At 40.1% G+C, this 26,185-nt stretch carries 23 protein-coding genes; 12 read left to right on the top strand and 11 right to left on the bottom strand.

What is annotated here, in order from left to right; all coding sequences use genetic code 11:
- Positions 1-156: 156 nt before the first annotated feature.
- Positions 157-1,152, top strand: a complete 996-nt coding sequence (locus ABLC00_RS15600; protein WP_004885312.1) for a DUF2804 domain-containing protein — start codon at positions 157-159, stop codon at positions 1,150-1,152.
- Positions 1,153-1,160: 8 nt separating this feature from the next.
- Here the strand turns inward: ABLC00_RS15600 and ABLC00_RS15595 are convergent, their stop codons facing one another.
- Positions 1,161-2,036, bottom strand: coding sequence for a metal-dependent hydrolase (locus ABLC00_RS15595; protein ID WP_004885314.1), 876 nt, complete (start codon positions 2,034-2,036; stop codon positions 1,161-1,163).
- Positions 2,037-2,157: 121 nt separating this feature from the next.
- Here ABLC00_RS15595 and ABLC00_RS15590 point away from each other — a divergent pair, with 121 nt between their 5' ends.
- The 5 genes from ABLC00_RS15590 to ABLC00_RS15570 all read left to right on the top strand — a co-directional run bounded on the left by ABLC00_RS15590 (position 2,158) and on the right by ABLC00_RS15570 (position 7,483).
- Positions 2,158-3,207 (top strand): AraC family transcriptional regulator, encoded by a 1,050-nt coding sequence (locus tag ABLC00_RS15590; RefSeq protein WP_004885315.1) that lies wholly within the window; start codon positions 2,158-2,160, stop codon positions 3,205-3,207.
- 244 nt (positions 3,208-3,451) lie between these two features.
- On the top strand, positions 3,452-4,255 hold the full coding sequence (trpA, locus tag ABLC00_RS15585; RefSeq protein ID WP_002051145.1) for a tryptophan synthase subunit alpha: 804 nt from the start codon (positions 3,452-3,454) through the stop codon (positions 4,253-4,255).
- Complete coding sequence (accD, locus tag ABLC00_RS15580) at positions 4,252-5,148, top strand: acetyl-CoA carboxylase, carboxyltransferase subunit beta (protein WP_002051365.1); 897 nt, start codon at positions 4,252-4,254, stop codon at positions 5,146-5,148. The genes trpA and accD overlap by 4 nt, the downstream gene beginning before the upstream one ends.
- Complete coding sequence (folC, locus tag ABLC00_RS15575; RefSeq protein ID WP_004885316.1) at positions 5,145-6,431, top strand: bifunctional tetrahydrofolate synthase/dihydrofolate synthase; 1,287 nt, start codon at positions 5,145-5,147, stop codon at positions 6,429-6,431. Before accD ends, folC begins: the two co-directional genes overlap by 4 nt.
- Entirely contained in the window at positions 6,422-7,483 is a 1,062-nt protein-coding gene (locus ABLC00_RS15570) for an SPOR domain-containing protein (RefSeq protein WP_009503673.1), read from the top strand. Before folC ends, ABLC00_RS15570 begins: the two co-directional genes overlap by 10 nt.
- 13 nt (positions 7,484-7,496) lie before the next feature.
- Here the strand turns inward: ABLC00_RS15570 and ABLC00_RS15565 are convergent, their stop codons facing one another.
- From ABLC00_RS15565 to ABLC00_RS15555, 3 genes are all read right to left on the bottom strand, one after another.
- Complete coding sequence (locus ABLC00_RS15565; RefSeq protein WP_033846596.1) at positions 7,497-8,090, bottom strand: dual specificity protein phosphatase family protein; 594 nt, start codon at positions 8,088-8,090, stop codon at positions 7,497-7,499.
- Positions 8,087-8,899: an MBL fold metallo-hydrolase gene (locus tag ABLC00_RS15560; RefSeq protein WP_185140063.1), complete on the bottom strand. Its 813-nt coding sequence runs from the start codon at positions 8,897-8,899 to the stop codon at positions 8,087-8,089. Before ABLC00_RS15560 ends, ABLC00_RS15565 begins: the two co-directional genes overlap by 4 nt.
- Before the next feature lie 422 nt (positions 8,900-9,321).
- Positions 9,322-9,972 carry a peroxiredoxin gene (locus tag ABLC00_RS15555; protein ID WP_004885320.1) on the bottom strand — a complete coding sequence of 217 codons (651 nt, stop codon included), beginning with the start codon at positions 9,970-9,972 and terminating at the stop codon, positions 9,322-9,324.
- Between the two features lie 406 nt (positions 9,973-10,378).
- Here ABLC00_RS15555 and secA point away from each other — a divergent pair, with 406 nt between their 5' ends.
- Positions 10,379-13,102, top strand: coding sequence for a preprotein translocase subunit SecA (gene secA / locus ABLC00_RS15550; RefSeq protein WP_004885321.1), 2,724 nt, complete (start codon positions 10,379-10,381; stop codon positions 13,100-13,102).
- A 130-nt stretch (positions 13,103-13,232) separates the two neighbouring features.
- Positions 13,233-13,676: a hypothetical protein gene (locus ABLC00_RS15545; protein ID WP_002051244.1), complete on the top strand. Its 444-nt coding sequence runs from the start codon at positions 13,233-13,235 to the stop codon at positions 13,674-13,676.
- A gap of 66 nt (positions 13,677-13,742) precedes the next feature.
- On the opposite strand, the gene ABLC00_RS15540 is transcribed toward ABLC00_RS15545, so the two are convergent.
- Both ABLC00_RS15540 and ABLC00_RS15535 read right to left on the bottom strand, forming a co-directional pair.
- Positions 13,743-15,053 (bottom strand): MFS transporter, encoded by a 1,311-nt coding sequence (locus tag ABLC00_RS15540; protein ID WP_004712018.1) that lies wholly within the window; start codon positions 15,051-15,053, stop codon positions 13,743-13,745.
- 134 nt (positions 15,054-15,187) lie between these two features.
- Entirely contained in the window at positions 15,188-15,829 is a 642-nt protein-coding gene (locus ABLC00_RS15535; protein WP_017394135.1) for a hemolysin III family protein, read from the bottom strand.
- Positions 15,830-15,956: 127 nt separating this feature from the next.
- Here ABLC00_RS15535 and ABLC00_RS15530 point away from each other — a divergent pair, with 127 nt between their 5' ends.
- Complete coding sequence (locus tag ABLC00_RS15530; protein ID WP_348941034.1) at positions 15,957-17,168, top strand: SAM-dependent methyltransferase; 1,212 nt, start codon at positions 15,957-15,959, stop codon at positions 17,166-17,168.
- A 66-nt stretch (positions 17,169-17,234) separates the two neighbouring features.
- Entirely contained in the window at positions 17,235-17,600 is a 366-nt protein-coding gene (locus tag ABLC00_RS15525) for a GNAT family N-acetyltransferase (RefSeq protein ID WP_227509140.1), read from the top strand.
- Between the two features lie 29 nt (positions 17,601-17,629).
- Here ABLC00_RS15525 and ABLC00_RS15520 read toward each other — a convergent pair whose 3' ends face one another.
- The 5 genes from ABLC00_RS15520 to ABLC00_RS15500 all read right to left on the bottom strand — a co-directional run bounded on the left by ABLC00_RS15520 (position 17,630) and on the right by ABLC00_RS15500 (position 23,467).
- A complete protein-coding gene (locus tag ABLC00_RS15520; protein WP_004885324.1) occupies positions 17,630-18,490 on the bottom strand; it encodes a patatin family protein in 861 nt (286 codons plus the stop codon).
- A 15-nt stretch (positions 18,491-18,505) separates the two neighbouring features.
- Positions 18,506-18,760 (bottom strand): hypothetical protein, encoded by a 255-nt coding sequence (locus ABLC00_RS15515; protein WP_004712023.1) that lies wholly within the window; start codon positions 18,758-18,760, stop codon positions 18,506-18,508.
- A 164-nt stretch (positions 18,761-18,924) separates the two neighbouring features.
- Positions 18,925-21,060, bottom strand: coding sequence for a 3-hydroxyacyl-CoA dehydrogenase NAD-binding domain-containing protein (locus ABLC00_RS15510; protein ID WP_004885325.1), 2,136 nt, complete (start codon positions 21,058-21,060; stop codon positions 18,925-18,927).
- Positions 21,061-21,080: 20 nt separating this feature from the next.
- Entirely contained in the window at positions 21,081-22,286 is a 1,206-nt protein-coding gene (locus tag ABLC00_RS15505; RefSeq protein ID WP_004885327.1) for an acetyl-CoA C-acetyltransferase, read from the bottom strand.
- Between the two features lie 170 nt (positions 22,287-22,456).
- The gene (locus ABLC00_RS15500) at positions 22,457-23,467 is read right to left on the bottom strand and encodes an AraC family transcriptional regulator (protein ID WP_002051267.1); all 1,011 of its coding nucleotides are present in this window, start codon (positions 23,465-23,467) and stop codon (positions 22,457-22,459) included.
- 210 nt (positions 23,468-23,677) lie between these two features.
- On the opposite strand from ABLC00_RS15500, the gene ABLC00_RS15495 reads away from it, so the two are divergent.
- Both ABLC00_RS15495 and ABLC00_RS15490 read left to right on the top strand, forming a co-directional pair.
- Positions 23,678-24,796: a CaiB/BaiF CoA-transferase family protein gene (locus ABLC00_RS15495; RefSeq protein WP_004885329.1), complete on the top strand. Its 1,119-nt coding sequence runs from the start codon at positions 23,678-23,680 to the stop codon at positions 24,794-24,796.
- Positions 24,797-24,951: 155 nt separating this feature from the next.
- Entirely contained in the window at positions 24,952-26,184 is a 1,233-nt protein-coding gene (locus ABLC00_RS15490; protein ID WP_079744820.1) for a carbohydrate porin, read from the top strand.
- Position 26,185 lies beyond the last annotated feature (1 nt).

Raw genomic sequence — 26,185 nt, 5'->3', positions numbered from 1 at the left:
TTTAAGTGAATATCACAAAAAAGAGCATATCAATATGCTCTTTTTTTATGGCTAAATAAAAGTCATTTGAAGATCAAAACAGATAAGTAGCCAACTGGTCAGTGATCAGTCTATTATTAGTCAATAGATGAACAGGAAATCAACGGATAATAAATAATGGATTTAATTCAAGAAAATGGACAGCCTCGTTATGGGCGTTTTGAATCTGTACCGTCGACTATTCATGTACAACGTTATATCTATAAAACGCCTTATGGTAAGGTTTTAAAGGGCTGGCGTAAGCAATTAAAGTATAAAAAATTTAAATTCTGTGGCATTCAGCATAAACACTACAGTATTGGTCTAGCCATTGCAGATATTGGTTGGGTTGGACATGGTTTTTTCTATATTTTTGATCATGAAACAGGACAAGTCATTGAGTGGAACGCTATTCAACCTTTAGGTCATAAAACTCATCTTGATGAGCAGCCATTATTTAATCAAAGTTATTTTTCTAAATCGCCTTATCAAATAGATATTCAACATGCTAATGGTGTGCGATATATTCGGGTGACTAAATATGGGGAAATTTGCCTGAGTGCCCGTATTTTTTGTGCTGGAACAGATATTTTAAGTTTGTGTACCCCAACAGGTATCAATGGTTGGACCTATACCCAAAAGCAGACCACTTTGGCTGTTGAAGGTATGTTCATGAGTAAACAAAAACAACTTGTGCAATTTGATGAAAAGACATTTGCATCCTTAGATGATACCTGTGGTTTTTTACGTCCTGAAACAGCGTGGTTTTGGCTTTCATGTAATTTTTGGGATGAGCAGGGTCGACGTATTGGGTTGAATTTGGCTTCTGGGGTTAATGAAAGTTTTGGTAATGAAAACTGTTTATGGGTGAATGGCGTTTTATTTCCACTTACAGATGTTTTATTTGAAAAAATAAATGATGAGACATGGAAAATTAGCTCTTTAGATCAAAAGCTTAATCTGCACGTCCATATTGGTTGGTGTCGATACGAAAACATTAATCTAAGGATGATTGGAAGTCAGTTCAATCAGTGGCAAGCTAAAATTAGCGGCAGTATTGAACATGAGGCAATTGATACAATCACTTGCAATGAGCAATACGGACTATTAGAACAACATTATGCAAAATGGTAACAAGCAGGTTATAAACCTGCTTGCCAAAATGCTTCACCCGCTGCGATTGGGTCATTTGTTTTTTCTAAAGTTTCAATCCAAACAGGATACTGACGAATAACTGGATGTTGGCTTGGGTGAAAATCTTTTTTAAACCAGTCCAGATATTGTTTTTTCATAGCCGTTAATGTGCCATTTTTCCCAAAGAACCAAGGTAAACCTTTGAGTGTCATCGATAACCTTTCTTTAGGGCTAAACCCATCACATTTCAACATGATGTTGGTTCTATAGAGGGTAAAACCAAACATGAGTACAGTTGTTAAAACAAGTACAAAGCGACGGGTTGACTCTGGAACTTCACCCACCTGTCTCATGACATCAAATGCCACATCACGATGCTCCATTTCTTCGATAGCATGCCATGCAAATAATGCGCGAACGTAAGGATGAGCATTTTCCAAGGTTTTTTTATTGCTATAAAAGGTTTCTGCCATTAATGCTGTTAAATGTTCAGCCGCGGCTGTCATTGCAATATTGTATTGTGGTGAACGTTTGGTGAGCTCAAAACGGAAAATTTTTTTAAGTGTGCTTGTGAACTCATCCACAGGCATACCTTGTTCTTTCATGAGCTGATTCATTTTGTCATGGGCAATACCATGTTGAGCTTCTTGTTTAATAAAATCTGCAACTCGCTTTTGTAGTTCCGGGTTATCAATTTTGTCACGGAACATTCGCACACATTCAATGAAGTAACGCTCTCCGTCGGGAAAGGTTAAGCTGAGTGCATCAAACATGCGAGTCAAAAAAGGATCGTTATTAAACCAAAAGCGTGGTGCTTCGTTTAAATGAAAATCTAGATCTTTGCGAACCACTGGCTCGACCTGATAAGAAACATGTGCGTTCATCTTTGTATTTCTCGCAACTAAGCTTTTCATTAGTATGTCGTGAATGGTCGGCTTTGTTTTGACAGTTATCGCCAATTTTTATACAGTTTGCGACAAGATGGCAGTAAAAAAAGGAAACGCCATGCAAGAGTTTACGATCTCAAATGGATACTTTTATCTTTGGAATACGTATTTAAAAGAAAAGGGAATAGCATGGCAGTCACTCAATTTAAATGACACTCAAACTCGGCAAATACAAAATATTTTATCTGCCTCTATTGATGCTCAGTCCTCCTTACATCTTTTTACTGAGCTTTTAGAACTGACCGAATCTCAATTACAAGTGTCCAATTTAGCTTTAGAAATGGCAGCCTGTATTACACCAGCCAATTTTGGCGTGCTGGGTTATATGGCCTCCAGAAGTGATACCTTAGGTCAAGTGGTTAAATATATTGCTAAATTTCATCGCCTAGTAATAGATGGGGAGCAAGTTGTACCCATACAAATCGAGCAAGATGCTTCCAAAATTCGCTTGTATTGGCCTTTGGTTGATGACAGTAATATTGTGCTTAGTGAGTTAACCTTAGCCGCAATGGTACAGCTTGCTAAAGAGATTGCTCCCTTACATGATTTTCTTTTACAACATGTCGAATTTGTACACCGACCTCGGGGGCCATTGGTTCTTTATCAACGCTTCTTTCAGTGCAAATTGTCATTTGACCGACCGTACTATGCATTAACTTTTGCAAGTGAAAGTTTAAATGTTCGCCCCCAGCATGCAGACCCGACTTTAGTGCAGCTTTTAGTAAAACAAGCTGAAGAAGCTTTGGTTCAACGGAAAATACATACCGATTTAGTTCAGCAAATACATTGGATCGTACAAGAATATTTAAAGCATAAGCAGCAGGCTCCAAAAATAGAAGATATTGCCATCGAACTTAATGTTTCAGTACGAAGCTTGCAGCGTCAACTACAGGCATTAAACACTTCATTTAAATTAATTTTAGATACTGAGCGTATGAAGCGCTGCGAGATATTGTTAAGTCAAAATGAAAGTCTTACTGCGATTGCTGACCAGTTGGGTTATTCCGATCAGTCTGCACTTGCAAGGGCACATAAAAATTTAACAGGGCAAACATTGTTAACTCGTAAAAAGCAATTGCAACTCACCCATAAAAATACAGAGAAATAGATTTTTTGATGATTTTTTATTCATATTGCAAACGAATAATGGCTCAAAAATAGGAAGCTTTGATCATTGAGAAAAGTTTCAAAATATTGATAAATGTACGCCATGGGTTGTATGAATCATACAATCGAATATCGCCATAACGTTAGGCCTGTTCAATGAGCAAAAAATAGCGTTAAAATGCGGTGTTCTTGTATTTCTACAAACAACTCCTCAATTTTAAATAATTCAAGGAAAGCACAACCCTATGTCACGTCTTGCCACCCGTTTTGAAAAGCTGCAGTCCCAACAACGTAAAGCGCTTGTATCTTATGTCATGGCGGGTGATCCACAGCCACAAGTAACAGTTCCGTTACTTCATAAAATGGTTGCGGCAGGAGTAGACGTTCTTGAGCTTGGTTTACCATTTTCAGACCCGATGGCTGATGGTCCGGTTATTGCGCTTGCTGCGGAACGCGCGCTTGCGGCAGGGACGAACACCTTAGATGCATTGAACATGGTAAAAGAGTTTCGTGAACAGGATCAGGAAACACCTGTTGTTTTGATGGGTTATCTCAATCCTGTTGAAGTGATTGGTTATGAGAAGTTTGTTTCTTATGCGAAACAATGTGGTGTAGATGGCTTATTACTTGTGGATTTACCACCAGAAGAGTCAAAAGAATTTGGTGCGATCTTAAAACAGCATGATATGGACCAAATCTTCTTACTTGCACCAACTTCAACTGATCAACGTATTCAACACGTAGCAAATCAGGCAAGCGGTTTTATCTACTATGTTTCACTTAAGGGTGTAACAGGTGCAGCGACTTTAGATACTTCTGAAGCGGCTGCGCGTATTGAAAAAATCAAAAGTATAACTAACGTTCCTGTTGGCGTTGGTTTCGGAATTAGTGATGCTGCATCAGCGAAAGCGATGGGTAGCGTTGCAGATGCCGTGATTGTAGGTAGTGCTTTCGTTAAATCTTTTGCAACGTTAACAGCTGATGAAGCTGTTGAACAGACGGTGAATAAAGTCAAGGAGCTTCGAGCAGCGCTCGATGAGTTAGTATGAATCAAGAAGTGAAATCAGGGAAAGTTCTTAGCCCTTCGACGCCATGGACACAGCGTCCAGTTCCAGGTATTGAAGTTGCAGATGAGCAACAGACTCTCAAAGCAACATTTACTGAGCCGACTATTGAGTGCCCTGAATGTCATGCTTTAGTGACACGTACAGCTATATCTTTCAATGCGTATGTATGTCCACAGTGTGACGAACACTTAAAAATGAAAGCTCGTGATCGCTTAAACTGGTTCTTCGACAATGTTGTAGCTGAATTAGGTCAAGAATTTAGCGCGAAAGATCCTTTAAAGTTTGTCGATAGCAAACCGTATCCAGAACGTATGCGTGAAGCGCAAACTAAAACTGGTGAAACGGAAGCCCTCATCGCTATGCAAGGAAACTTAAATGGCGTAGACATGATTGCATGTGCTTTTGAGTTCGACTTTATGGGTGGCTCAATGGGTACTGTAGTAGGTGACCGTTTTGTTAAGGCGGCTGAGCTTGCAATTGAAAAACGCCAACCTTTAATCTGCTTTGCAGCTTCTGGTGGTGCACGCATGCAAGAAGGTATGTTGTCACTTATGCAAATGGCGCGTACTTCTGCTGCAATTCAAAAATTAAAAGATGCAGGTTTACCTTATATCGTAGTGTTAACACACCCAGTTTATGGTGGTGTAACTGCTTCTTTAGCAATGTTGGGCGATATCCATATTGCAGAACCTAAAGCAATGATCGGCTTTGCTGGTAAACGTGTAATTGAGCAAACTGTACGTGAAACATTGGAAGAACCGTTCCAACGTGCTGAATATTTGCTTGATCATGGTGTAATCGATCAGATTGTTCATCGTCATGCTTTACGTGATACTGTATCTCGACTTGTATCGAAATTGATGAACTTACCTTGAAACAACAAGCTCCACTTTCAACAGACTCTTTAGATACATGGCTCAATTATTGGAGCCATGTTCACGTTACAGGGATCGATCTTGGTCTGGAACGTGTTATTCCCATAGCAGAAAAATTAGGAGTGACAAAACCCACTGCTAAAGTTTTCACTGTTGCCGGAACAAACGGGAAAGGTTCAACTACAACAACACTTGCGTCTATATTAAAAGCACAAGGTTATAAAGTTGGGTTGTATCAATCGCCGCATATCTATCGTTTTAACGAACGAGTCAAATTAGGTGGAGTCGAGGTTGATGATCAAAGCCTGATTGATGCTTTTGTACAAGTTGATCAGGCTCGTCGCGATTGCGATTTAAGCTTATCGTTTTTTGAAGCAACCACTTTGGCTGCTTTTGTCATTTTTAAACAGCAACAATGCGATGTATGGGTGCTTGAAGTCGGTTTAGGCGGACGTCTGGATGTCGTCAATGTCATTGACCCTAATATTGCTGTGATCACCAATATTGGTCTTGACCACACTGACTGGTTAGGCGATACCATCGAGAAAATTGCTTTTGAAAAAGCAGGTATCATTCGTCCTGATATTCCAGTCATTTTTGCAGGTGAGCAAGTTTTACCTCAAGCCATTCAAGATAAAGCCAATAGTTCAAAAGCGACACTATATGCGATTAACAGAGACTATTTCTATAAACTCGCAAATGATGGGAAACACTGGTATTTTGCAAGTGAAGGAACTACTTTAAAACTGCCACTAGGATCACTTGCAATTGAAAATATTGCAGGAGCAGTTGCTGCTGTATTAAATAGCGGACTTGAAATCTCACAATCGGCGCTAGAGAAGGGCATTGAAAATGCTCGCTTGGCAGGACGCTTTGAAGTGCGTCAAGTCAATGGAAAAACCATAATTTTCGATGCTGGACACAATCCACATGGTGTTGAATTTTTGTTAAAGCAATTGCGAAATTTCTTAGAATACAATAAACAGTACACAGAAGTTGTCGCAGTATTTTCAATGCTGGCAGATAAAGATATAAAATCAGTAGTCGATTTATTGAAACCTACTGTTTTACATTGGAAAATTGCTGAGTTGAATGTGCCGCGTGCTGCACCGATTCAGCAATTGAATGACGCCCTACAAGGCCAGACAATACAACAATTTAGCAATATCAAAGAGGCTTTTAAATCAGCGCTTGAGCAGACAAATAACAATCAGCTGATTTTAGCCTGTGGTTCGTTTCATACTTTAGAAGCGATTTGGGAGTATTTGGAAGAATGTCAATGAATAACAAACAACGCTGGATGGGTGGCGTTGTTTTATTAGGTGGTGGTGTTTTATTGGCAGCATTACTTCTAAAAGGAAATGAAGAAATAAAACATGTGGGCGCTGAACCACAAACCTCTACATCACCGAAGCCACAAGCTAAACCAAAGCCATCCGCACAAGAAGGGCAGATGGTACAGCTACAGCCGCTTGCAGTAGATGTGGAAACAGAGAAACGTCTTCTTGAAGAACAACGCCGTTCCCGTGAAAAAGCAGTCGCGGAACAAGAAGCTCGTGCTGCTCAGTTCTTGGCAATGCAACAACAAGCAGAAGCAGATGCAGCGCGTAAAGCTGCTGCAGAATATGCTGCGATTAATGCACGCCGTGCTGCTGCGCAGGAAAGTTCAGATAATATCCCTCCTGAAGTTGCAGGTGGTGAGGGTAAGGCAAAAGGACAGCAGACTGATACAAAAAAGCCAGTAGATACAGCTAAAGCAGATGCAGATAAAAAAGCTGCTGAAGCGAAGAAACAAGCAGAAGCCGACAAAAAAGCCGCTGAGGCAAAGCGTCAGGCCGAAGCTGATAAAAAAGCAGCAGAAGCTAAGAAACAAGCAGAGGCAGAAAAGAAAGCTGCTGAGGCTAAAAAGCATAAGGCTGAAGCTGAGAAAAAGGCTGAAGAAGCTAAACATCAAGCTGAGGCGGAAAAGAAAGCTGAAGCTAAGAAACATACTGAAGCAGAAAAGAAAACAGCAGAAGCTAAACATAAAGCTGAAGCAGAGAAAAAAGCTGAAGCTGAGAAAGCGCGTGAATTGCTTGAAAATGGCGATAAGAAATGGATGGTACAGGTTGCATTGGCTGCTAATCAGGCAAATGCAGATGCTGTTGTTTCTAAACTACGCGCTAAAGGTTATAAGGTCACGACAAGCCCAACCAGTAAAGGTATTCGTATTATGGTTGGACCAGCAAAAGACCGTGATACTGCAGATGCAGCTCGTAAGAAAATTACCTCTGACTCCAGTTTAAACATGAAGTCAGCTTGGGTGATTGATTGGGTGCCATTAGATCAGCGCTAATCTGATCATAAGTTTATTCAAGATCTAGTTTAGATGGATTCGACAATTGTTGTTGAATCCATTTTACATTTTCAGGGGTGAATAAACGGTCAATATTTTTCCAAATAATATGATAACCATACCCACCTTGTTTCATTTCTTTAACAGCATCATCAATTGTCCAATCTTCAAAAATAATTCGGTACATTGCAACGCTAGCACCGGTACGGTCTGAACCATGGTAACAGTGTAATAAAACACGTTGGTGATTTTGTTTGGCAATTTTAATTTGCTGCATGACTTCTAATAGATCTTGTCTGTTAATAGCCCATGTGTCGATAGGAATGTGAACAAGATTAAAATTTTCATTTTTAAATACTAATTCATCTGAGTCTTTAGCTCTTAAATTAATAATAGTTCCAATTTGATGGTGCTTTAACTCGGGAATCATTGCTGCATTTGGTTGTTCGCTACGAAAAACATCATTACTCACTTGATAGAAATTATGGGTTTGAGAAACTAAAGTTCCCCAATCTTTGGGTCTATGCTCATGTGCAATGCTTTCATGTTGCATACATCCTTGTAGGTTTAAACACAGAACAAAAGCAATGAGGGAGAGTTTTTTCATGTTTGATACCGTCGAAGCTCATGAGGATCATGGGCACAAATAATTTCAATCGTTGGCTCATGTTGAGCCAAATGCTGTATTTTTTTCAGGTTAACAAGACGCTTTTCATTGTCTTCTGCAAATGTTTTTTCCAGAAGGGTCAGCGATCTTAATTTATTTTTAGGATTTAACTCTAGGTGTGAGTAGTAAGCATCTCCGCAGAACAATAACCACTGATTTTGCTGTTTGATGGCAATACCACAATGTCCTGCGGAATGGCCTAATAATGGCACCATTAAAATTTCGTCTTGGAATAACGGGAAACCTTTGACTTTTTCAAGATTAAACCATTTTTCACCCTGCTGATATTCAACAAAATTCCAGTATCGATGATGATTATATTGATTGGTTCTATAACGAAGCTTACCTTTAAAATTAGGCAATTGTGCAGCATTATATTCAGCGGCTAACACATGAACTGTGGCATGAGGAAAATCCGAAATGCCACCTGCATGGTCAAAGTCGAGGTGAGTCACAAAGATGTGTTGTACATCGTTAGGATGAAATCCTAATTTTTGTATTTGCTGGATCGCACTGAATTCAAGATTCGGCTCAATTTTCCCCAAACGTTTGACTAAAGAGCCAAGGCGCTGTTGCATGTGTAAATAGTCTTGCAGACCAAATCCGGTATCAATGAGCACAAGGCCTCGATCAGTTTCTACCAAAAGACAATGGCATACAACGTCAGCTTTCCAGCCTTTCTGCCCAAATAAAGGTGCGCAGACAGGACACATACTGCCGCATTTCAAATGGTGAATTTTATGGATCATGTTTTTTGTTTTTTGCACAAACTCCTTGGGAGTTATAACTGATCTCGACAGTAAAAACCATGTGTATTCAATAATGCAAAAAAAAGCCATCGGGTGAGATGGCTTGGAGATGGAAACATTCGTTTATGAGCTTTAGTTAGTTTTCTTTGCTTTTTCTTATTATTGATTACGCGCTTTATTGGTTTTTTAGGCAACTTTTCAAATGTCTACCTATGCGCTTCGCTTGTTTTGCAGGGAACCTTTCAGATGCTTGCCTACGCACTGCGTTTGTCTTATAGTCAAATTTTCAAATGTTTGCCTACGCGCTTCGCTTATCTTGCAGGGAACCTTTCAGATGCTTGCCTACGCACTGCGTTTGTCTTGTAGCCAACTTTTCAAGTGTTTGCCTACGCGCTTTGCTTGCCTTGCAAGCAATAAAACCTTTAGTCGGTTTTATTGCTTTCAGGCTGTGGTGTGAGGCGCAAGTAAGGTTTCACCGCAGTATAGCCTTTAGGGAAACGTTGTTTAATTTCTTCTTCATCTTTTAAAGAAGGAACAATCACAACATCTTCGCCTTGTTGCCAGTTCGCTGGAGTAGCTACTTTATGCTTGTCGGTTAATTGTAATGAGTCAACAACGCGTAAGACTTCGTTGAAGTTACGACCAGTCGAAGCAGGGTAAGTAATAATTAAACGAACTTTTTTGTTTGGATCAATAATGACTAAAGAGCGAACTGTAAGCGTTTCACTAGCATTTGGATGAATAAAACCATAGAGCTCAGATACTTTGCGGTCTTTGTCGGCAATAATTGGAAAATTAACAGTAGTATTTTGAGTTTCATTAATGTCATTAATCCAGCCTTTATGCGACTCAACGTCATCTACAGATAGGGCAATCGCTTTAACATTACGTTTTTCAAATTCATCTTTTAATTTCGCTGTATAGCCTAATTCTGTTGTACATACAGGGGTATAGTCAGCGGGATGCGAGAATAAAATACCCCAACTATTACCTAAAAAATCATAAAAACTAATTGTGCCTTCGCTTGATTCTTGTTGAAAATCAGGGGCAGTGTCTCCTAATCGCAATGTCATGATCTTTCCTCAGTTGCTTAAAATTTGTTATATGTTGAAATGACTATGCCGCAATTTATTTATTATTAAAATTATTGTTTTTGTATTTTATTATGAAATTTTTATATAAGTGTAAATATATATGACTAAAACTCGTTAATTTATGGCCTGAATCAATGTAACTTTAAGATAAATTTGCTAAATTAGATTTCTCGGAAGTTGTGTTCAATAGATAAGCGTTAATGTTGAGTTTCAGGTGCCAGATGCATTAAAGGGGCTTAGATAAAGGGTAAAACCGTTTATCTAACTATCAGATTTTTTTTATGGGTTTTGTGCAAACCCCTTGTACTTCAAATTTCTGACACCATAATAAACGACTGAGAAAAAATTTATTCATTTGACCAAGCAAGATTTAGAGAGTTTATCCATGTTGGCAAGTCTGATCGGAGGTATCTTCGGTACAAAAAATGAGCGTGAACTCAAACGCATGCGCAAAATTGTTGAGCAAATCAATGCGCTCGAGCCGACGATATCAGCTTTAAGCGATGCAGACTTATCTGCAAAAACTCCAGAATTCAAACAACGTTATAACAATGGCGAAAGTTTAGATAAGTTACTCCCTGAAGCGTTTGCAGTTTGTCGTGAGGCAGCAAAACGTGTGATGGGCATGCGTCACTACGATGTGCAATTGATTGGTGGTATTACTCTCCACGAAGGCAAAATTGCCGAAATGCGTACCGGTGAAGGTAAAACCCTTATGGGTACTTTGGCGTGTTACTTAAACGCATTAAGTGGCGAAGGCGTTCATGTGATTACCGTGAACGATTACTTGGCACAGCGTGACGCTGAGTTAAACCGTCCATTATTTGAGTTTTTAGGTTTAAGCATTGGTACAATTTATTCAATGCAAGAACCGTCAGAAAAAGCAGCGGCTTATCTTGCTGACATTACTTATGGTACCAATAACGAATTTGGTTTTGACTATTTACGTGACAACATGGTGTTTTCTTTAGCAGAAAAGAAACAACGTGGTTTGCACTATGCCATTATCGATGAAGTTGACTCAATCTTAATTGATGAAGCGCGTACCCCATTAATTATTTCTGGTCAAAGTGAAGACTCTTCACATCTCTATACGGCAATCAATACAATTCCACCAAAACTACGCCCGCAAAAAGAAGAAAAAGTTGCGGATGGTGGGCATTTCTGGATTGATGAAAAGCAACGTTCAGTTGAAATGACTGAAATCGGTTATGAAACTGTAGAGCAAGAACTTATTCAAATGGGCTTGTTGGCTGAAGGCGAAAGCTTATATTCGGCAACAAACCTAAACCTTGTTCACCATGTATCTGCAGCTATTCGTGCGCATTTCTTATTCCAACGTGACGTTCATTATATTATTCATGATGGTGAAGTCATCATTGTTGATGAGCATACTGGCCGTACAATGCCGGGTCGTCGTTGGTCAGAGGGTCTGCACCAAGCAGTTGAAGCAAAAGAAGGTTTGGAAATTCAGCCTGAAAATCAGACCTTAGCGACAACTACATTCCAGAACTATTTCCGTCTTTATAAAAAGCTTTCAGGTATGACAGGTACTGCTGATACTGAAGCTGCGGAAATGAAGGAAATTTATGGTCTTGATGTTGTTATTATTCCGACACATCGTCCAATGATTCGTAATGACCAAAACGATTTAATCTATTTAAACCGTAACGGCAAATATAATGCGATTATTCAAGAAATTATGAATATTCGTGAGCAAGGTGTTGCACCGATTCTAATTGGTACGGCAACCATTGAAGCCAGTGAAATTCTATCTTCTAAATTGATGCAAGCTGGTATTCACCATGAAGTGTTGAACGCTAAACAGCACGAACGTGAAGCAGACATTATTGCTCAGGCGGGTAGCCCGAATGCAGTAACAATTGCAACCAATATGGCTGGTCGTGGTACAGATATTATCTTGGGTGGTAACTGGAAAGCCAAGCTTGCCAAGCTTGAAAACCCAACAGCAGAAGATGAAGCACGTCTAAAAGCACAGTGGGAGCAGGACCACGAAGATGTATTGCAAGCAGGTGGTTTGCACATTATTGGTTCTGAACGCCATGAATCACGTCGTATTGACAATCAGTTGCGTGGTCGTGCGGGCCGTCAAGGTGACCCTGGTGTTTCTCGTTTCTATTTATCTCTTGAAGATGACCTCATGCGTATTTTCGCAGGTGACCGTGTTGTTGCCATGATGCGTGCAATGGGCTTACAAGAAAATGAAGCGATTGAACACAAAATGGTAAGTCGCTCTATCGAAAATGCTCAGCGTAAAGTTGAAGCACGTAACTTTGATATCCGTAAGAACTTATTGAAATACGATGATGTGAATAATGAACAACGTAAGATCATTTATTCACAACGTGATGAAGTGTTAGCTGAAAATACTTTACAAGATTACGTTGAAGAGATGCATCGTGAAGTCATGCAAGCCATGATTGCCAACTTTATTCCACCTGAGTCAATTCATGACCAATGGGATATTGAAGGTCTAGAAAATGCTTTACGTATTGATTTAGGTATTGAACTTCCGGTTCAGGAATGGTTAGAACAAGACCGCCGTCTTGATGAAGAAGGTCTGGTTGAGCGTATTAGCGATGAAGTGCTCGAACGTTATCGTCAACGCCGTGCGCAAATGGGTGATGAGTCAGCAGCAATGCTTGAGCGTCATTTCGTTCTAAACTCTCTTGATCGCCACTGGAAAGATCATTTAGCTGCAATGGATTATTTGCGCCAAGGTATTCACTTACGTGGCTACGCGCAAAAGAACCCTGAGCAGGAATACAAAAAAGAAGCGTTTAACCTGTTTGTGAACATGTTAGGCGTCATTAAAACTGATGTTGTGACTGATTTGTCTCGTGTACATATTCCAACACCAGAAGAACTTGCAGAAATGGAAGCTCAACAGCAGCAACAAGCTGAGTCGATGAAGCTTTCTTTTGAACATGACGATGTAGATGGCTTAACAGGTGAAGTGACTGCCTCTCAAGAAGTACTCAATGAGCTGGCTGGTGAACAACAAATGTTCCCAGTACCAGAAAGTCGTAATGCACCATGTCCATGTGGTTCTGGTTTAAAATATAAACAGTGTCACGGCAAAATTTAATTTTCATGATAAAAAAAGCAGAACAATCGTTCTGCTTTTTTTTCATTTGTAGTAAGCCTGTGAATAATGTTTGCAGTTTTAAGTATTAAATGCTATTTACTTCTCATCCAGAGTGTATGTTGGAAAGACAATGAAAAAAGTATTACAACCTTTATTTTTAACTGTTCTTGCTGTACCAAGTTTTGTTTTCGCAGCAGAAACAGCTTCAGCACCTCAAACCACAACGGTTGATAAGGTTCTTGCGGCAAAAGGCCCAACTTCGGCTCAGGCTGTAGTGAAACAAGAGAATACGACGGTAATTAGCCCTCGTACAGGTATTCGTTATACATTGGGTAACACAGGTAATCGCCCAATCATTTTACAAACTGCTGCGATTGCTCCAGCAAACTCTGCAAACATTAACCGTATTGTGGCAACGAACCCAGCTCTATCTGCAAAAAGCCAAGAAAAAGCAAAAATTGCATTAATTGGTGAAGCAGCAGTTGCGGGCGCAGCAGCTGTGGCGGCAAGTAATGTAACTGCTCCTGCAGCGACAAACAGTGTTGCACCAGCAAACCCTGCATCAATGAATTAATTTTTATATATAAAAAAGCCGGTCAATTTTGAACCGGCTTTTTTATGTTAGGGTGTTTGAAAATACTTAAATCTGATTATTCACATCTTCATTCTTGGTTTCACGAATAAGTAAAAAGGCAACCAATGATAAAAGTGATGCCGCTGTAAGATAATAACCTACAGCATACAAACCATAAGTTTCAGCAAGTTTTGTGGCAATTAATGGCGCAAAAGATGCACCAAAAATACCAGCTAAGTTAAAGGTTAATGCTGAACCTGTATAACGAACTGAAGTTGGGAAAATCTCAGAAAGAACCGTACCAATCGGGCCATAGGTCAAACCCATAATTGATAGGCCAGTGCATAAGAAAAGAAAAACGATAAGAGTATTTCCAGACTCTAACATGCTAGAGAAGAATAATCCGAAGATCGCAGCAGCGATACATACACCAACTGAAGTTGCTTTACGTCCAAATTTTTCTGCAAAAATAGCAGATAAAGGTATGAAGGCTGCAAAACAAAGTGTGGCAAAAAGTTGAAGTTCTAAAAACTCACCACGTGCATATCCCAGTTTTGTCGTTCCCCAGTTAAGTGCAAACACTGTGGTCAAATAAAACACCACGAAAGTACAAATTGCGGCAATTGTGCCGAGAATAAGCTTTCCAGTGTGTTTCGTGACAACTTCTTTAAATGGAATATTAACTTCTTTTTGCTTATCTAAAACTTTCTGGAAAGCTGGAGTTTCATGGAGTTTTAAACGGATATATAAACCAACAATAACCAAAATTGCACTGGCAATAAATGGAATACGCCAGCCCCATTGCATGAATGCTTGTTCAGGAATAGCTGCACTTAAAAGTAAGAATGAACCCGTTGCTAAAATAAAACCAATAGGTGCGCCAAGCTGTGGGAACATGCCATACCATGCACGCTTACCTTCTGGAGCATTTTCAGTGGCAAGTAGTACAGCACCACTCCATTCGCCTCCTAGACCTAAACCTTGTCCTAGACGGCAAACTGCTAACAGTAAGGGCGCGACGATCCCGATTTGGGCATAAGTCGGAAGTAAACCAATACATACTGTTGATATACCCATAGTAAGCAAGGCTGCCACTAGGGTTGCTTTACGGCCGATTCGATCCCCTAAATGGCCAAATAGCGCTGCACCAATAGGGCGGGCAATAAAGGCAATCGCAAAGGTTGCTAGTGACTGTAAGACTGCGGCACTGCCACTGCTAGCAGGGAAAAACAGATGTGGAAAGATAATCACGGCAGCAGTTGCATAGATATAAAAGTCGAAGAACTCAATGGTTGTACCGACTAAGCTTGCAAACAAAACCCGTGTTTTTGAATTGGTGGCTACTACAGGAGCAGCTGTCGCAGAGGTTGACTCCATATAAGTCCTTATATCAGTTAAAATTTATTTTTAGTTTACTATTCTCTTTAAAGGCATATTTTTCTTCAAAGAATAGTGTGAAAGAACATCTTCCATGACTCTTTCAGGATCACTGAATATGAGTGAAAAATGGATTAAACAACGTACCAATAGATTGCAAGAAAGTGTGCACCTGCACCTAAAAGTACAAAAATATGCCATATCGCATGGGTATATCTTACCTTTTTTAACGCGTAAAACAATGCTCCAACGGTGTAAGCTAAACCTCCAGTAATCAATAACATCAAAGCATCTTTACTTAAATAGATACGCATATCATCCATTACAAAAACGGCAAGCCACCCCATAAGAACATAAGCGAGCAAAGAGATTTTCTGAAAACGATGAATAAAAACTAACTTGAAAAGTGTACCAATTGCAGCAATGCTCCAGAGTGCAATAAGCAGAATATGAGCTTTTTGTGTAGGTATCGCAATACTCAAGAACGGGGTATATGTCCCAGCAATTAAATAATAAATAGCAGTGTGGTCGAGTTTCTTATACCAGTAACGTAAGTTTTGGGTCTGGGCAAAATGATAGAGAGTCGAACTGGTAAAAACGAGAATGAGGCTAAATGAATATACCCACAAACCTACCCACTGTGCGGTGGAAAGATAAGAACCTTTTATAATTAAAAGGATAGATGCAATCACGGCCATAACAACGCCAGCACCATGGCTATAGGCATTAAAAAGTTCTTCTTTAGGATCGTAAGTTTCTAACACCGATTTGCTCATAAGTTTATTTTTTTGATTAAAAATACAAATGTATAGAAATACAAAACAGTCGTAAAGTTATTTTATTTTTAATCCTATACCCTTTAAACTTTCACTTTATATGAGTCACCATTCTTTAGGTATATCTGTGTCGGTTTTCTCCTTTGAGCAAGAACAGCAATTCTTTCATGAAATCAAACAAATGCTTGATGAGCAAAGTTTTGAGCGTTTGATTTTGAGCCAATATAAAGGAGAGATGGCACAGCTAGAAAAAATCACTTTCCGTATTGTGGAGTTAAGTGGGAAAAAACAGCTTTCAGCTTTATATCATTATACTACTCAAGATGTGACCAAAAACTATACCTTTGAAGAGGGTTTAGAACAGATCGCAACACTGATTGTTCAATGCAAACAAGCAAATTTATTTTCAACTCTGCAAGAAATTCAGCTTAAAAAAAATAAGAAAAAAGCCATGCTTAATATGGGTAAAAAGCAAAGAGTGACTACCGCTCCAACTGTACAAGCGCATGATCGTGAAAAACAACGTTATGTACAGCAGAATAGTGCATTTTTAAAAGAGCTTGGCATTACCGATGAAAAAGCTCAAATCATTCCAAGTATGGCTCGTAAATGGAAGCAGATTAATAAATTTATCGAAATTTTTGCGAGCGCATATGAGCAGATTGATGCTGAGCAAAAAGAGATAAACATCGTCGATTTTGGTTCAGGAAAAGGTTATTTAACTTTTGCCTTATATGATTATTTACAGGAACAACAAAAGATACCGCTCATTACAGGTGTAGAGCTGCGCCGTAACTTGGTGGAGTTTTGCCAGAATGTAGCCGAAAAAGTAGATTTTAACCACTTAGACTTTTTCGAAGGTGACGTTCGTAGTTATCAGCCGGAAAAGCTGGACGTTATGATTGCTTTACATGCATGTGATATTGCGACTGACTTCGCCATTCATACTGGAATTCGTTTAAATGCTTCAATGATTATGTGCGCACCGTGCTGTCACAAAGAATTACGTCCACAACTACATAGCCCTGAAGTTTTACAACCCATGCTACAGTTTGGTATTCATGCGGGGCAACAAGCCGAGATGTTGACTGATACATTACGTGCTTTACTTTTAAAAGCTTATGGCTATGAAACTAAAGTTTTTGAGTTTGTATCGCTTGAACATACCAGCAAAAATAAAATGATTTTGGCAACAAAACGCAAAAACGTTTCTCAACCTGATGCAAAGATTATGGCTCAAATTCAAGCATTGAAAGAAATGTGCGGGATTAAAAAACAGACCTTGGAATTGTTGTTACAAGATCAGTTACCAATCGAAAATATTGGTTGCAAATGCTAGGAAGGTGAGTGGATGTATAAAATTATAGCGGGTGATTAGAAACAGCTTGAGAAGGACGCCAAATACATCCGTGAACAAGTTTTTATTCAAGAGCAAGGTATTGCACCCGAAGACGAGTGGGATGATTTTGATGCCACTGCTGTGCACTTTATGGTGTATGACAAAGAGCAGCCTATCGCTACAGCACGCTTGTTACCGCAGCATAGTGTAGGACGTGTTGCTGTTTTAATACCTTATCGAAAGCAGGGTATAGGTAAAATTTTAATGCAGCATATTATTGACTATGCCCGTAATCAAAAATTGCCTTATTTAAAGCTTTCCGCGCAAACTTATGTGACAGCTTTTTATGAAGCTCTAGGTTTTAAAGTGCAGGGTGAGGTTTACCAAGATTGTGGTATTCCACATATTGATATGACTTTAGCGTTAAGTTGAGATTCCTTTTTAGAAATCTCAACTTTGAATTACTTCATAGCATTCCAGTTTTCGATGGCTTGTAAGCCTGTTTCCAAACCAACTTCATAACTGTAACGAAGCTTTTTCGGATTTGTCGTTAAACGACCTGCCATATTTTTAAGAGGCGGTGGACATACCTCTAAAATTTGCTGTTCAGGGTTACTGCTACGAACAAATTCAACTGAAGCATTATAACGGGCACAGCGGTTACGCAAGCTATTTGCAAAACCGTAATGGTGTTTAAAAGCATATTTTGCAAGGAATTGGTCGCCTCGACTACTTGCTTTAAAGTAGTTCTTCGGGCGAGTTCGTAAAACTAATAGCTTTTTGACACCACTTTGCTGAGCCGTCCAGCGAACAGGTAGAGCATCTGCAACGCCGCCATCAAAGTAGGGTTCACCCATAATATCGACGGGATGACGAGTTAAAACCGGAATTGAGCTAGAAGCACGCAGTGCATTTAACAGATTATCTTTACCAGCACGAAGATATTCGGCATGACCTGTTTTAGCATGCGTCAACACCATATAAAAATCTGGATTTTTGGCAAAAAGGCTCTGTTGATCAAGTGGATGTTCTTTTTCACCAATTTCCCACATCCATTTTAAATCAAGTAAATCGCCACCTTTAAAGAAGCGCTTATAATCGATAAATTCAGGACGTAATGAATGGTCAACATAGAAGGTTAAAGTCCGACCTTGCTGACCTGCCAAGTAGTTAGCCACATTGGTCGAACCAGAAGATACACCAACGTATAAGTCAAAAGGATTGAACTGTTGTTGTAGAAAAGCATCAAGTACACCACTGGTAAAGGCACCACGCATGCCTCCACCTTCTACAACCAGTGCGTTGCGGGAAAAATCTGTCATTTGAAAAATATCTGATTACTGATGTGAATGCTGATGTTCTTGCATGTCCATTTCAGGCATGTTGTCATGCTGACTTTGTTGATCTGTCGATTTTTCAGCTTTTTGTTGCATTTCGTGCTGTTGAGCTTTGCGCTGAGCACCTGGCATATAGTCAGGTTCATTACTCATTGCTAAATAGAAGAAGCCAAGGAAAATCGCACTTAAAACACCAACGATCAGAACAAATTTCCAGCCTAAAACTGCTGACTCGGAAGAATTTTTATCGGACATAAGGATTTCTCGAATGTGCTGTAGAAGCACAAAAATGAAGTCTATTTATAGCATATTTAGGCAGTAGGCTGAAATCTTAAAGGTCATAAAGAAAAACCCATATAAATAAAATATATTTATATGGGTAAGGTTTATGCAGTTTTTAAATATTTAATAGATTTAAATTATTGAATATTTTGTTTCTGCTCAGCTTTGGTTTTGAGTAACGCTGGGGGCGTGAAGCGCTCACCATATTTGGCAGCCAACTCTTCAGCACGTTTCTCTGCTTTATCAATACCATACTGATTTAGGAATTGAATCGCTCCGCCAGTCCAAGGGGCATAACCAATTCCAAAAATAGAACCGACATTCGCATCAATAACCGACTCCAACACACCTTCTTCGTAACAACGTAAGGTATCTAAGGCTTGTACAAACAAAATGCGATCTATCATATCCTGCTCAGAAATATCATGATCTTTCTGCCAGCGGTTTAAGCCTTCCCATAGGTGCTTTTTACCATTTTCAGGATAATCATAAAAACCTGCGCCAGCAGCTTTACCTTTACGGTTTAACTCATGAATCATGGTATGAATCACTTCATCTACTGGTGTTTTCGGTAGCTCTTTGCCTTCGGCTTGCAGCGCTTTACGTGCTTCACTGGCAACATGCTCTGTCAAAGTTAAAGACACTTCATCTTGAATCGCAAGTGGTCCCACAGGCATGCCTGCTTTCAGTGCTGCCATTTCAATACGTGCTGGGTGGACACCTTCTGCAAGCAAGCGCATACCTTCTTGAATAAAAGTACCAAACACACGACTGGTAAAGAAGCCACGGCTGTCATTAACAACGATTGGCGTTTTTCCAATTTGCTGTACAAAGTCGTAGGCTTTAGCAAGCGTCTCTGCCGAGGTGTTTTTACCTTTAATAATCTCAACCAACTGCATTTTGTCGACGGGGCTAAAGAAATGCAGACCGATAAACGCTTTATCATCCTTGCTTGCTTGCGCTAAACCTGTGATCGGTAGGGTTGATGTATTTGATGCCATTACGCCATTAGGCACCAAATATTGTTCGGCTTCTTGAGTGACTTTCGCTTTGAGCTCTTGGTTTTCAAATACGGCTTCAATAATCAGATCACAACCTTGTAAGTCTTCAGCAGAAGCTGTAGCTGTAATGAGCGATAAAATCTGATCACGTTTTTCTGCCGTCATGCGGCCTTGTGAAACACGTTTATCTAGCAATTTCTGAGAATATGCTTTGCCTTTCTCTGCATTTTCAACAGATACATCTTTAAGTACAACCGGAATGCCTTTAATTGCAGTGGCGTAGGCAATACCGGCACCCATCATGCCCGCACCTAACACACCAACTTTAGTCGCTTGCCATTTTGCAACATCGGCAGGGCGGCTTGCACCAGACTTAATTGCATTTAGGCCATGCCAGAACGTGCCAATCATATTTTTAGAAATTTGGCCTGTTGCTAGTTGGGTAAAATAGCGAGACTCGATGCGCAACGCCGTATCAACATCAACTTGAGCGCCTTCCACTGCGGCAGCCATAATCGCTTCAGGAGCAGGGTAGCAGCCCTTGGTTTTGTCTTTTAACATGGCTGGTGCAATGGCAAGAACTTGTGCAACTGCCGGAGTTTTTGGATCGCCACCCGGAATTTTATAACCCTTCACATCAAAAGGCTGTTGAGATTTCGGATTTGCCTTAACCCATGTAATTGCTTTATCTAAAAGCTCTTGCTCACTTTCAGCTGTGTCATGAATTAAGCCTAAAGATTTTGCTTTATCGACACCGAACTGCTTACCTTCCATTAAAAATGGAAATGCATTTTGAAGGCCAAGCAGACGTACCATACGTACAATCCCACCGCCACCCGGAAGTAAACCTAAAGTAACTTCTGGTAGGCCAAATTTGCTTTTTGGATCATTGATTGCAATACGGTGATGGCAACTTAAAGCTATTTCCCATCCACCGCCCAGTGCCGTTCCATTCAATGCTGCAACAACTGGAATACCAAGCGTTTCAATTGTACGTAAATGACCTTTTAACTTCTCAACCATATTGAAAAAGTCAGTTGCATGCTCAGGTTGAACTTGAATCAGTTCATCTAAATCACCACCAGCAAAGAATGTTTTTTTAGCTGAACGGAAAATAACGCCTGAAAGTTCCGTTTCTGCTTTAAGTTTCTGAGTGACCTCATCAAGCGAGTCACGAAACTCAGCATTCATGGTGTTTGCAGATTGTCCAGTTGAATCAAGCGTTAAAATGACAATATTATCGGCATTTTTTTCGTATTGAATTGCACTCATCTTTATCTATCCCTAAATTTTTATACACGTTCAATAATGGTGGCAATACCCATACCACCGCCGACACAGAGCGTCGCTAAACCGCGTTTTTTATCTTGTCGTTCAAGCTCATCAAGCAGGGTGCCTAAAATCATGGCGCCGGTTGCGCCTAAAGGATGTCCTAAAGCAATTGCACCGCCATTTACATTGACTTTCTCAGCAGGGACATTGAGCTCATTTATAAAACGCATCACGACAGCTGCAAATGCTTCGTTGACTTCAAATAGGTCAATATCATCAATTGTTAAACCAGCTTTTTCCAAGGCTTTGCGTGCAGCAGGTGCAGGACCAGTTAACATGATGGTTGGGTCGGTACCGACTAGGGCAGTCGCCAAAACTTTAGCGCGTGGTTTTAAGTTTTGTTCTTTCACTGCTTTTTCTGAAGCCAGTAAAACGAGAGCTGCTCCATCGACAATGCCTGATGAGTTACCTGCGTGATGAACATGATTTACTTTTTGTGCTTCTGGATATTTTTGTAAAGCGACTGCATCAAAACCCATTTGCCCCATCATTTCAAAACTTGGGTTGAGTTTTGCAAGGCCTTCGAGTGTGGTATTGCCTTTAATAAATTCATCTTTTTCTAAAATCGCCACACCTGCGTGATCTTTGACTGGCACAACTGATTGATCGAAATAACCATTTGCTTGAGCTGCCGCTGCTTTTTGTTGCGACTTTACCGCAAAATTATCAACATCTTCACGGCTATAGCCGTCTAAGGTTGCGATAAGATCAGCTCCGATACCTTGTGGAACAAAAGATGATTTAAGGTTGGTTTCTGGATCTAACGCCCATGGTCCGCCATCAGAACCCATTGGAATACGCGACATTGATTCAACACCGCCAGCAACCACTAAATCTTCCCAACCAGAGCGGACTTTCATGGCTGCCATGTTGACGGCTTCTAAACCTGAAGCACAAAAGCGGTTAATTTGTACGCCAGCAACATCATCATTCCAACCAGCAGCAATTGCTGCGGTTTTGGCAATGTCCCCACCTTGATCGCCAATTGGTGTTACGCAGCCCAGAACAATATCGTCCACTTTAGATGTATCAAGCTGATGGCGTTGTTGCAATTCGTTTAATAGGGTGGTGAGTAATGATATTGGTTTTACTTCATAAAGAGAGCCGTCTTTTTTTCCTTTTCCGCGTGGTGTGCGAATGGCATCAATAATGTAAGCCTCGCTCATAACAGTTCCTTTTTTATTGCTTAAAATTTATTTGTGCTTTGAGTGTACTGGTTTTAATAGCGAGCGCAATGACGATAAGCGCACCAGTCAGGTGATGATTTTTGCCAATAGAGATATAAAAAAGCCCAAGTTGAACTTGGGCTAGATGTGAATATAAAGAGATTTAAGAATTAGTGGTAACCATGTAGTTGGCGATATAAGCCAGGAGTTACACCAGTCCACTTTTTAAATGCACGGTGGAATGTACTGGTTTCACTAAAGCCTACCTGTTGAGCAACATCTTCAAGTGTTAATTCAGGGTTGAGCAATAAGTGAATCGCAGCATCTCGACGTAGAGCGTCTTTTACGCCTTGATAGCTTTTACCTTCAGCAGCTAAGCGGCGGCGTAAAGTTTGCGGAGATAAATACAGCATTGATGCAACGTCGTTAAGCGTTGGCATTTCTTCACCAATTTGACTCTTAAGTACGTCACGAATACGAGAAGTCAGCGAGTTGGTGTTCTTGAATTTTACTAAAAGCTGAGCAGGGGCTGCTTTCAAGAACTCTTCTAGCGTTTTTTCATCTTGACGGATTGGTAAATCAAGATAATCAGCTGCAAAGGTTATTTCAGTACGTGGTGCATCAAACTGCATAACTGGCGCAAAGAATAAAGCATCATATTCATCTGCATGTGCAGGGCGCGGATAGCTAAAATGAACACGTTCTAATGGTAAGCGGCGTTCAATCAGCCAAGATGCCAAACCATGCCAAATCATGAGCATACTTTCAGTAATGAAATGATCTGGATCTAATGTTTTTGGAATGAGAGGTACTAAACGCGCTTCGTGTTTGTCACGCTCTAGCGTTACTGACCATTCATCACCAAATAATTTATAAAACTGAGATGAGAGTTCAAGGGCTTGGCCCAAGGTTTTTGCATGAATAATCAACTGACACATAATGGCAAAAGTGCCCAAACGACGCGGCTGTACATCAAAGCCGACGTGTTCATCTTGTGTGACCATCCATAACATTTTTATAAAACGGGTATATTGTTCTGGTGAGATTCGAGCTTTAGGTTGACGTAATAGTTCCGCTTCGATACCCACATGTGAAAGTAACGTCTCGACATCCATGCCAAGGCGTTTTACGCCTGTCAAAGCCGCATTCACGAAGTGGATGCTAATCGTATCGCGACTCATATTGAATCCTTCAGTCTCTTTGATGTTCACTTTAAATTGACCTAAATGACCGTCTAAAAAAATAAATTGGCGATTTACAACAGTGTAAAAGCACTTTTTACATGTTAAATTGCCGAAATGATCAAGGTAAATGGCTGAACATGACATTGTTTTAGAATATTTGCTTAACTAATATAAAAGAAAATTCGAATAATAGTGGTTAAAAATACGATGACGACAGCATTAAATGGACTTAAAGTTCTCGATTTCTCGACGCTCTTACCTGGACCTTTTGCCACAATGTATTTGGCCGATATGGGGGCAGAAGTCATCCATATCGAATCTCCATCACGTCCAGATCTCATTCGGATAATGCCGCCATATGCCAATGGACAGGCGACTGCACATAGTTATCTAAACCGAAATAAACAGTCGATTGTTCTCGACTTAAAAGATGCTGCCAGTATTGATCTGATAAAAACCAGGATTTCCGAGTTTGATATTGTCATAGAACAATTTCGACCAGATGTCATGCGCCGTTTAGGATTGGACTATGCAACGCTTGCAGAAATTAACCCGCGTTTAATTTATTGCTCAATTACAGGTTATGGACAAACAGGAAGCTACAAAGATCGAGCTGGACACGACATTAATTACTTAGCTTTAGCAGGTATTTCTGGATATAGTGGCCGACAAGATAGTGGTCCACCACCGCTTGGCATTCAGGTTGCCGATATTGCAGGTGGATCATTACATGCAGTTATTGCGATTTTGGCTGCGGTCGTTGAGCGCAGTCGTAGTGGTATAGGCCAATATATTGATATTTCCATGACGGATTGTGTGGCGAGTCTAAATAGTATGGCTGCGTCAGCTACGCTTGCAGGACAAGTTGAACAGGCGCCAGAACAGGGAATGCTTAATGGAGGTATTTTCTATGACTATTATATGACGCAAGATGGCCGTTATCTTTCTATCGGTAGCCTTGAACCGCAATTTATGGCAGGTTTGTCTGCAGCACTAGATTTACCTGTGTTATTACAAAAAGGTGCGTCATTAGATGTGCAAGATCGACAGGAAGTTAAGCAAGCCATTCAAGAAAAAATTAAAGCCAAAACATTTAAAGAATGGCATGAAATTTTTGCAAATCTCGATGTTTGTGTAGAACCCGTATTGAGTTTAAGTGAGGCTTTAAATTCACCGTTAGCACAACAACGTGGATGGATTGTGAATGTTCCTTTGCAAAATAATACGACAGATACAGAACCTCAAATTGCATGCCCAATTAAGTTCTCACGTTCCCAAATGCGATATTCCTTTGTAGGTCAAAAGCTTGGCGAGGGGCAGTGGTAAGGTTAGAGGGCTATTTCTTATACAGTAAGTACTAAGATTATTATCTGATTAATCAATTGATTAACATTTTGAATAATTTCTTTACATAAAATTAGCGTAACCTTTATAAACAAAGACATAAAAGGTTCGTAAACATGAAAACGCATAAATCTTTGATGGTTTCCTGTTTATCCGTTTTATCAATTACTCTTTTTGTTCAGCATGCACAAGCTGCTGCTGCATTTGACCCAAATAGTTCTTGGATGTTGGGTGATTGGAACGGGCAACGTACAGCGTTACAAGCACAAGGTTATGATTTTTCTTTTGGATATACCGGTGAATACGCCGGTATTTTAGATTCAAAGAATACTTCTACACACGGTAGCGCTTATACAGGGCAACTTGCTTTAGGTTCGCATTTGGACCTAGGTAAAATTTTAGGGTGGCAAGATACTGAAGCTCAAATCACTTTAACTTATCGTGATGGGCAATCGCTTTCTGAACATTCTCCAGCTTTAGGTGGACACATTAGTTCTGCACAAGAAGTGTGGGGGCGTGAGCAAACTTGGCGTTTAACAGACTTGTGGATTAAGAAAAAATTCCTTGATCAGAAGTTAGATGTAAAAGTTGGTCGTTTTGGTGAAGGTGAAGACTTTAATAGTTTTGACTGTGACTTCCAGAACTTGGCCCTCTGTGGTTCACAAGTGGGTAACTGGGTAGGCGATCAGTGGTATAACTGGCCAGTTAGCCAATGGGCAATGCGTGTTAAATATAATGTGCAACCCGATTTATATACGCAAATTGGTGTATATGAATATAACCCAGAGAACTTGGAGCGTGGCAAAGGTTTCAACCTAAGCACAGATGGTTCTCACGGTGCAATTATTCCGGCAGAGGTCGTTTGGTCACCTAAATTAGGCGTGCAAAGCATGCCTGGTGAATACCGTTTAGGTTATTACTACAGCACTGCTGATGCAGAGGAAATTACTAATCCAACCAAAACATCTCATAAGCAAGGTGTTTGGGTAACTGCGAAACAAAAATTATTCCAGCCAGCTGATCAAACTGATCGCGGTTTAACAGGTTTTGTGAACCTTACTTTCCACGACTCAGATACTAATAAAGTTGATAACATGCAAAATGTAGGCTTAGTCTACAAAGGTTTGCTCAATCAACGTCCACAAGATGAGTTGGCACTTGGCGTTGCTCGTATTCATATCAATGATGACTGGAGCGATATTCAAGCCAAAGAATATGACACTGAATATAATACCGAGCTTTACTATGGTATTCATGCCACTAACTGGCTAACTATTCGTCCAAATGTGCAATATGTTCGTCATGTTGGTGCATTAAAAAATGGTGATAACACTTGGGTAGGCGGTATTAAATTCTCAACCGTATTCTAAG

It is taken from the genome of Acinetobacter nosocomialis (genome assembly GCF_041021905.1).
GTDB lineage: Bacteria > Pseudomonadota > Gammaproteobacteria > Pseudomonadales > Moraxellaceae > Acinetobacter > Acinetobacter nosocomialis.
This window is presented reverse-complemented; position numbering and strand designations above follow the sequence as displayed.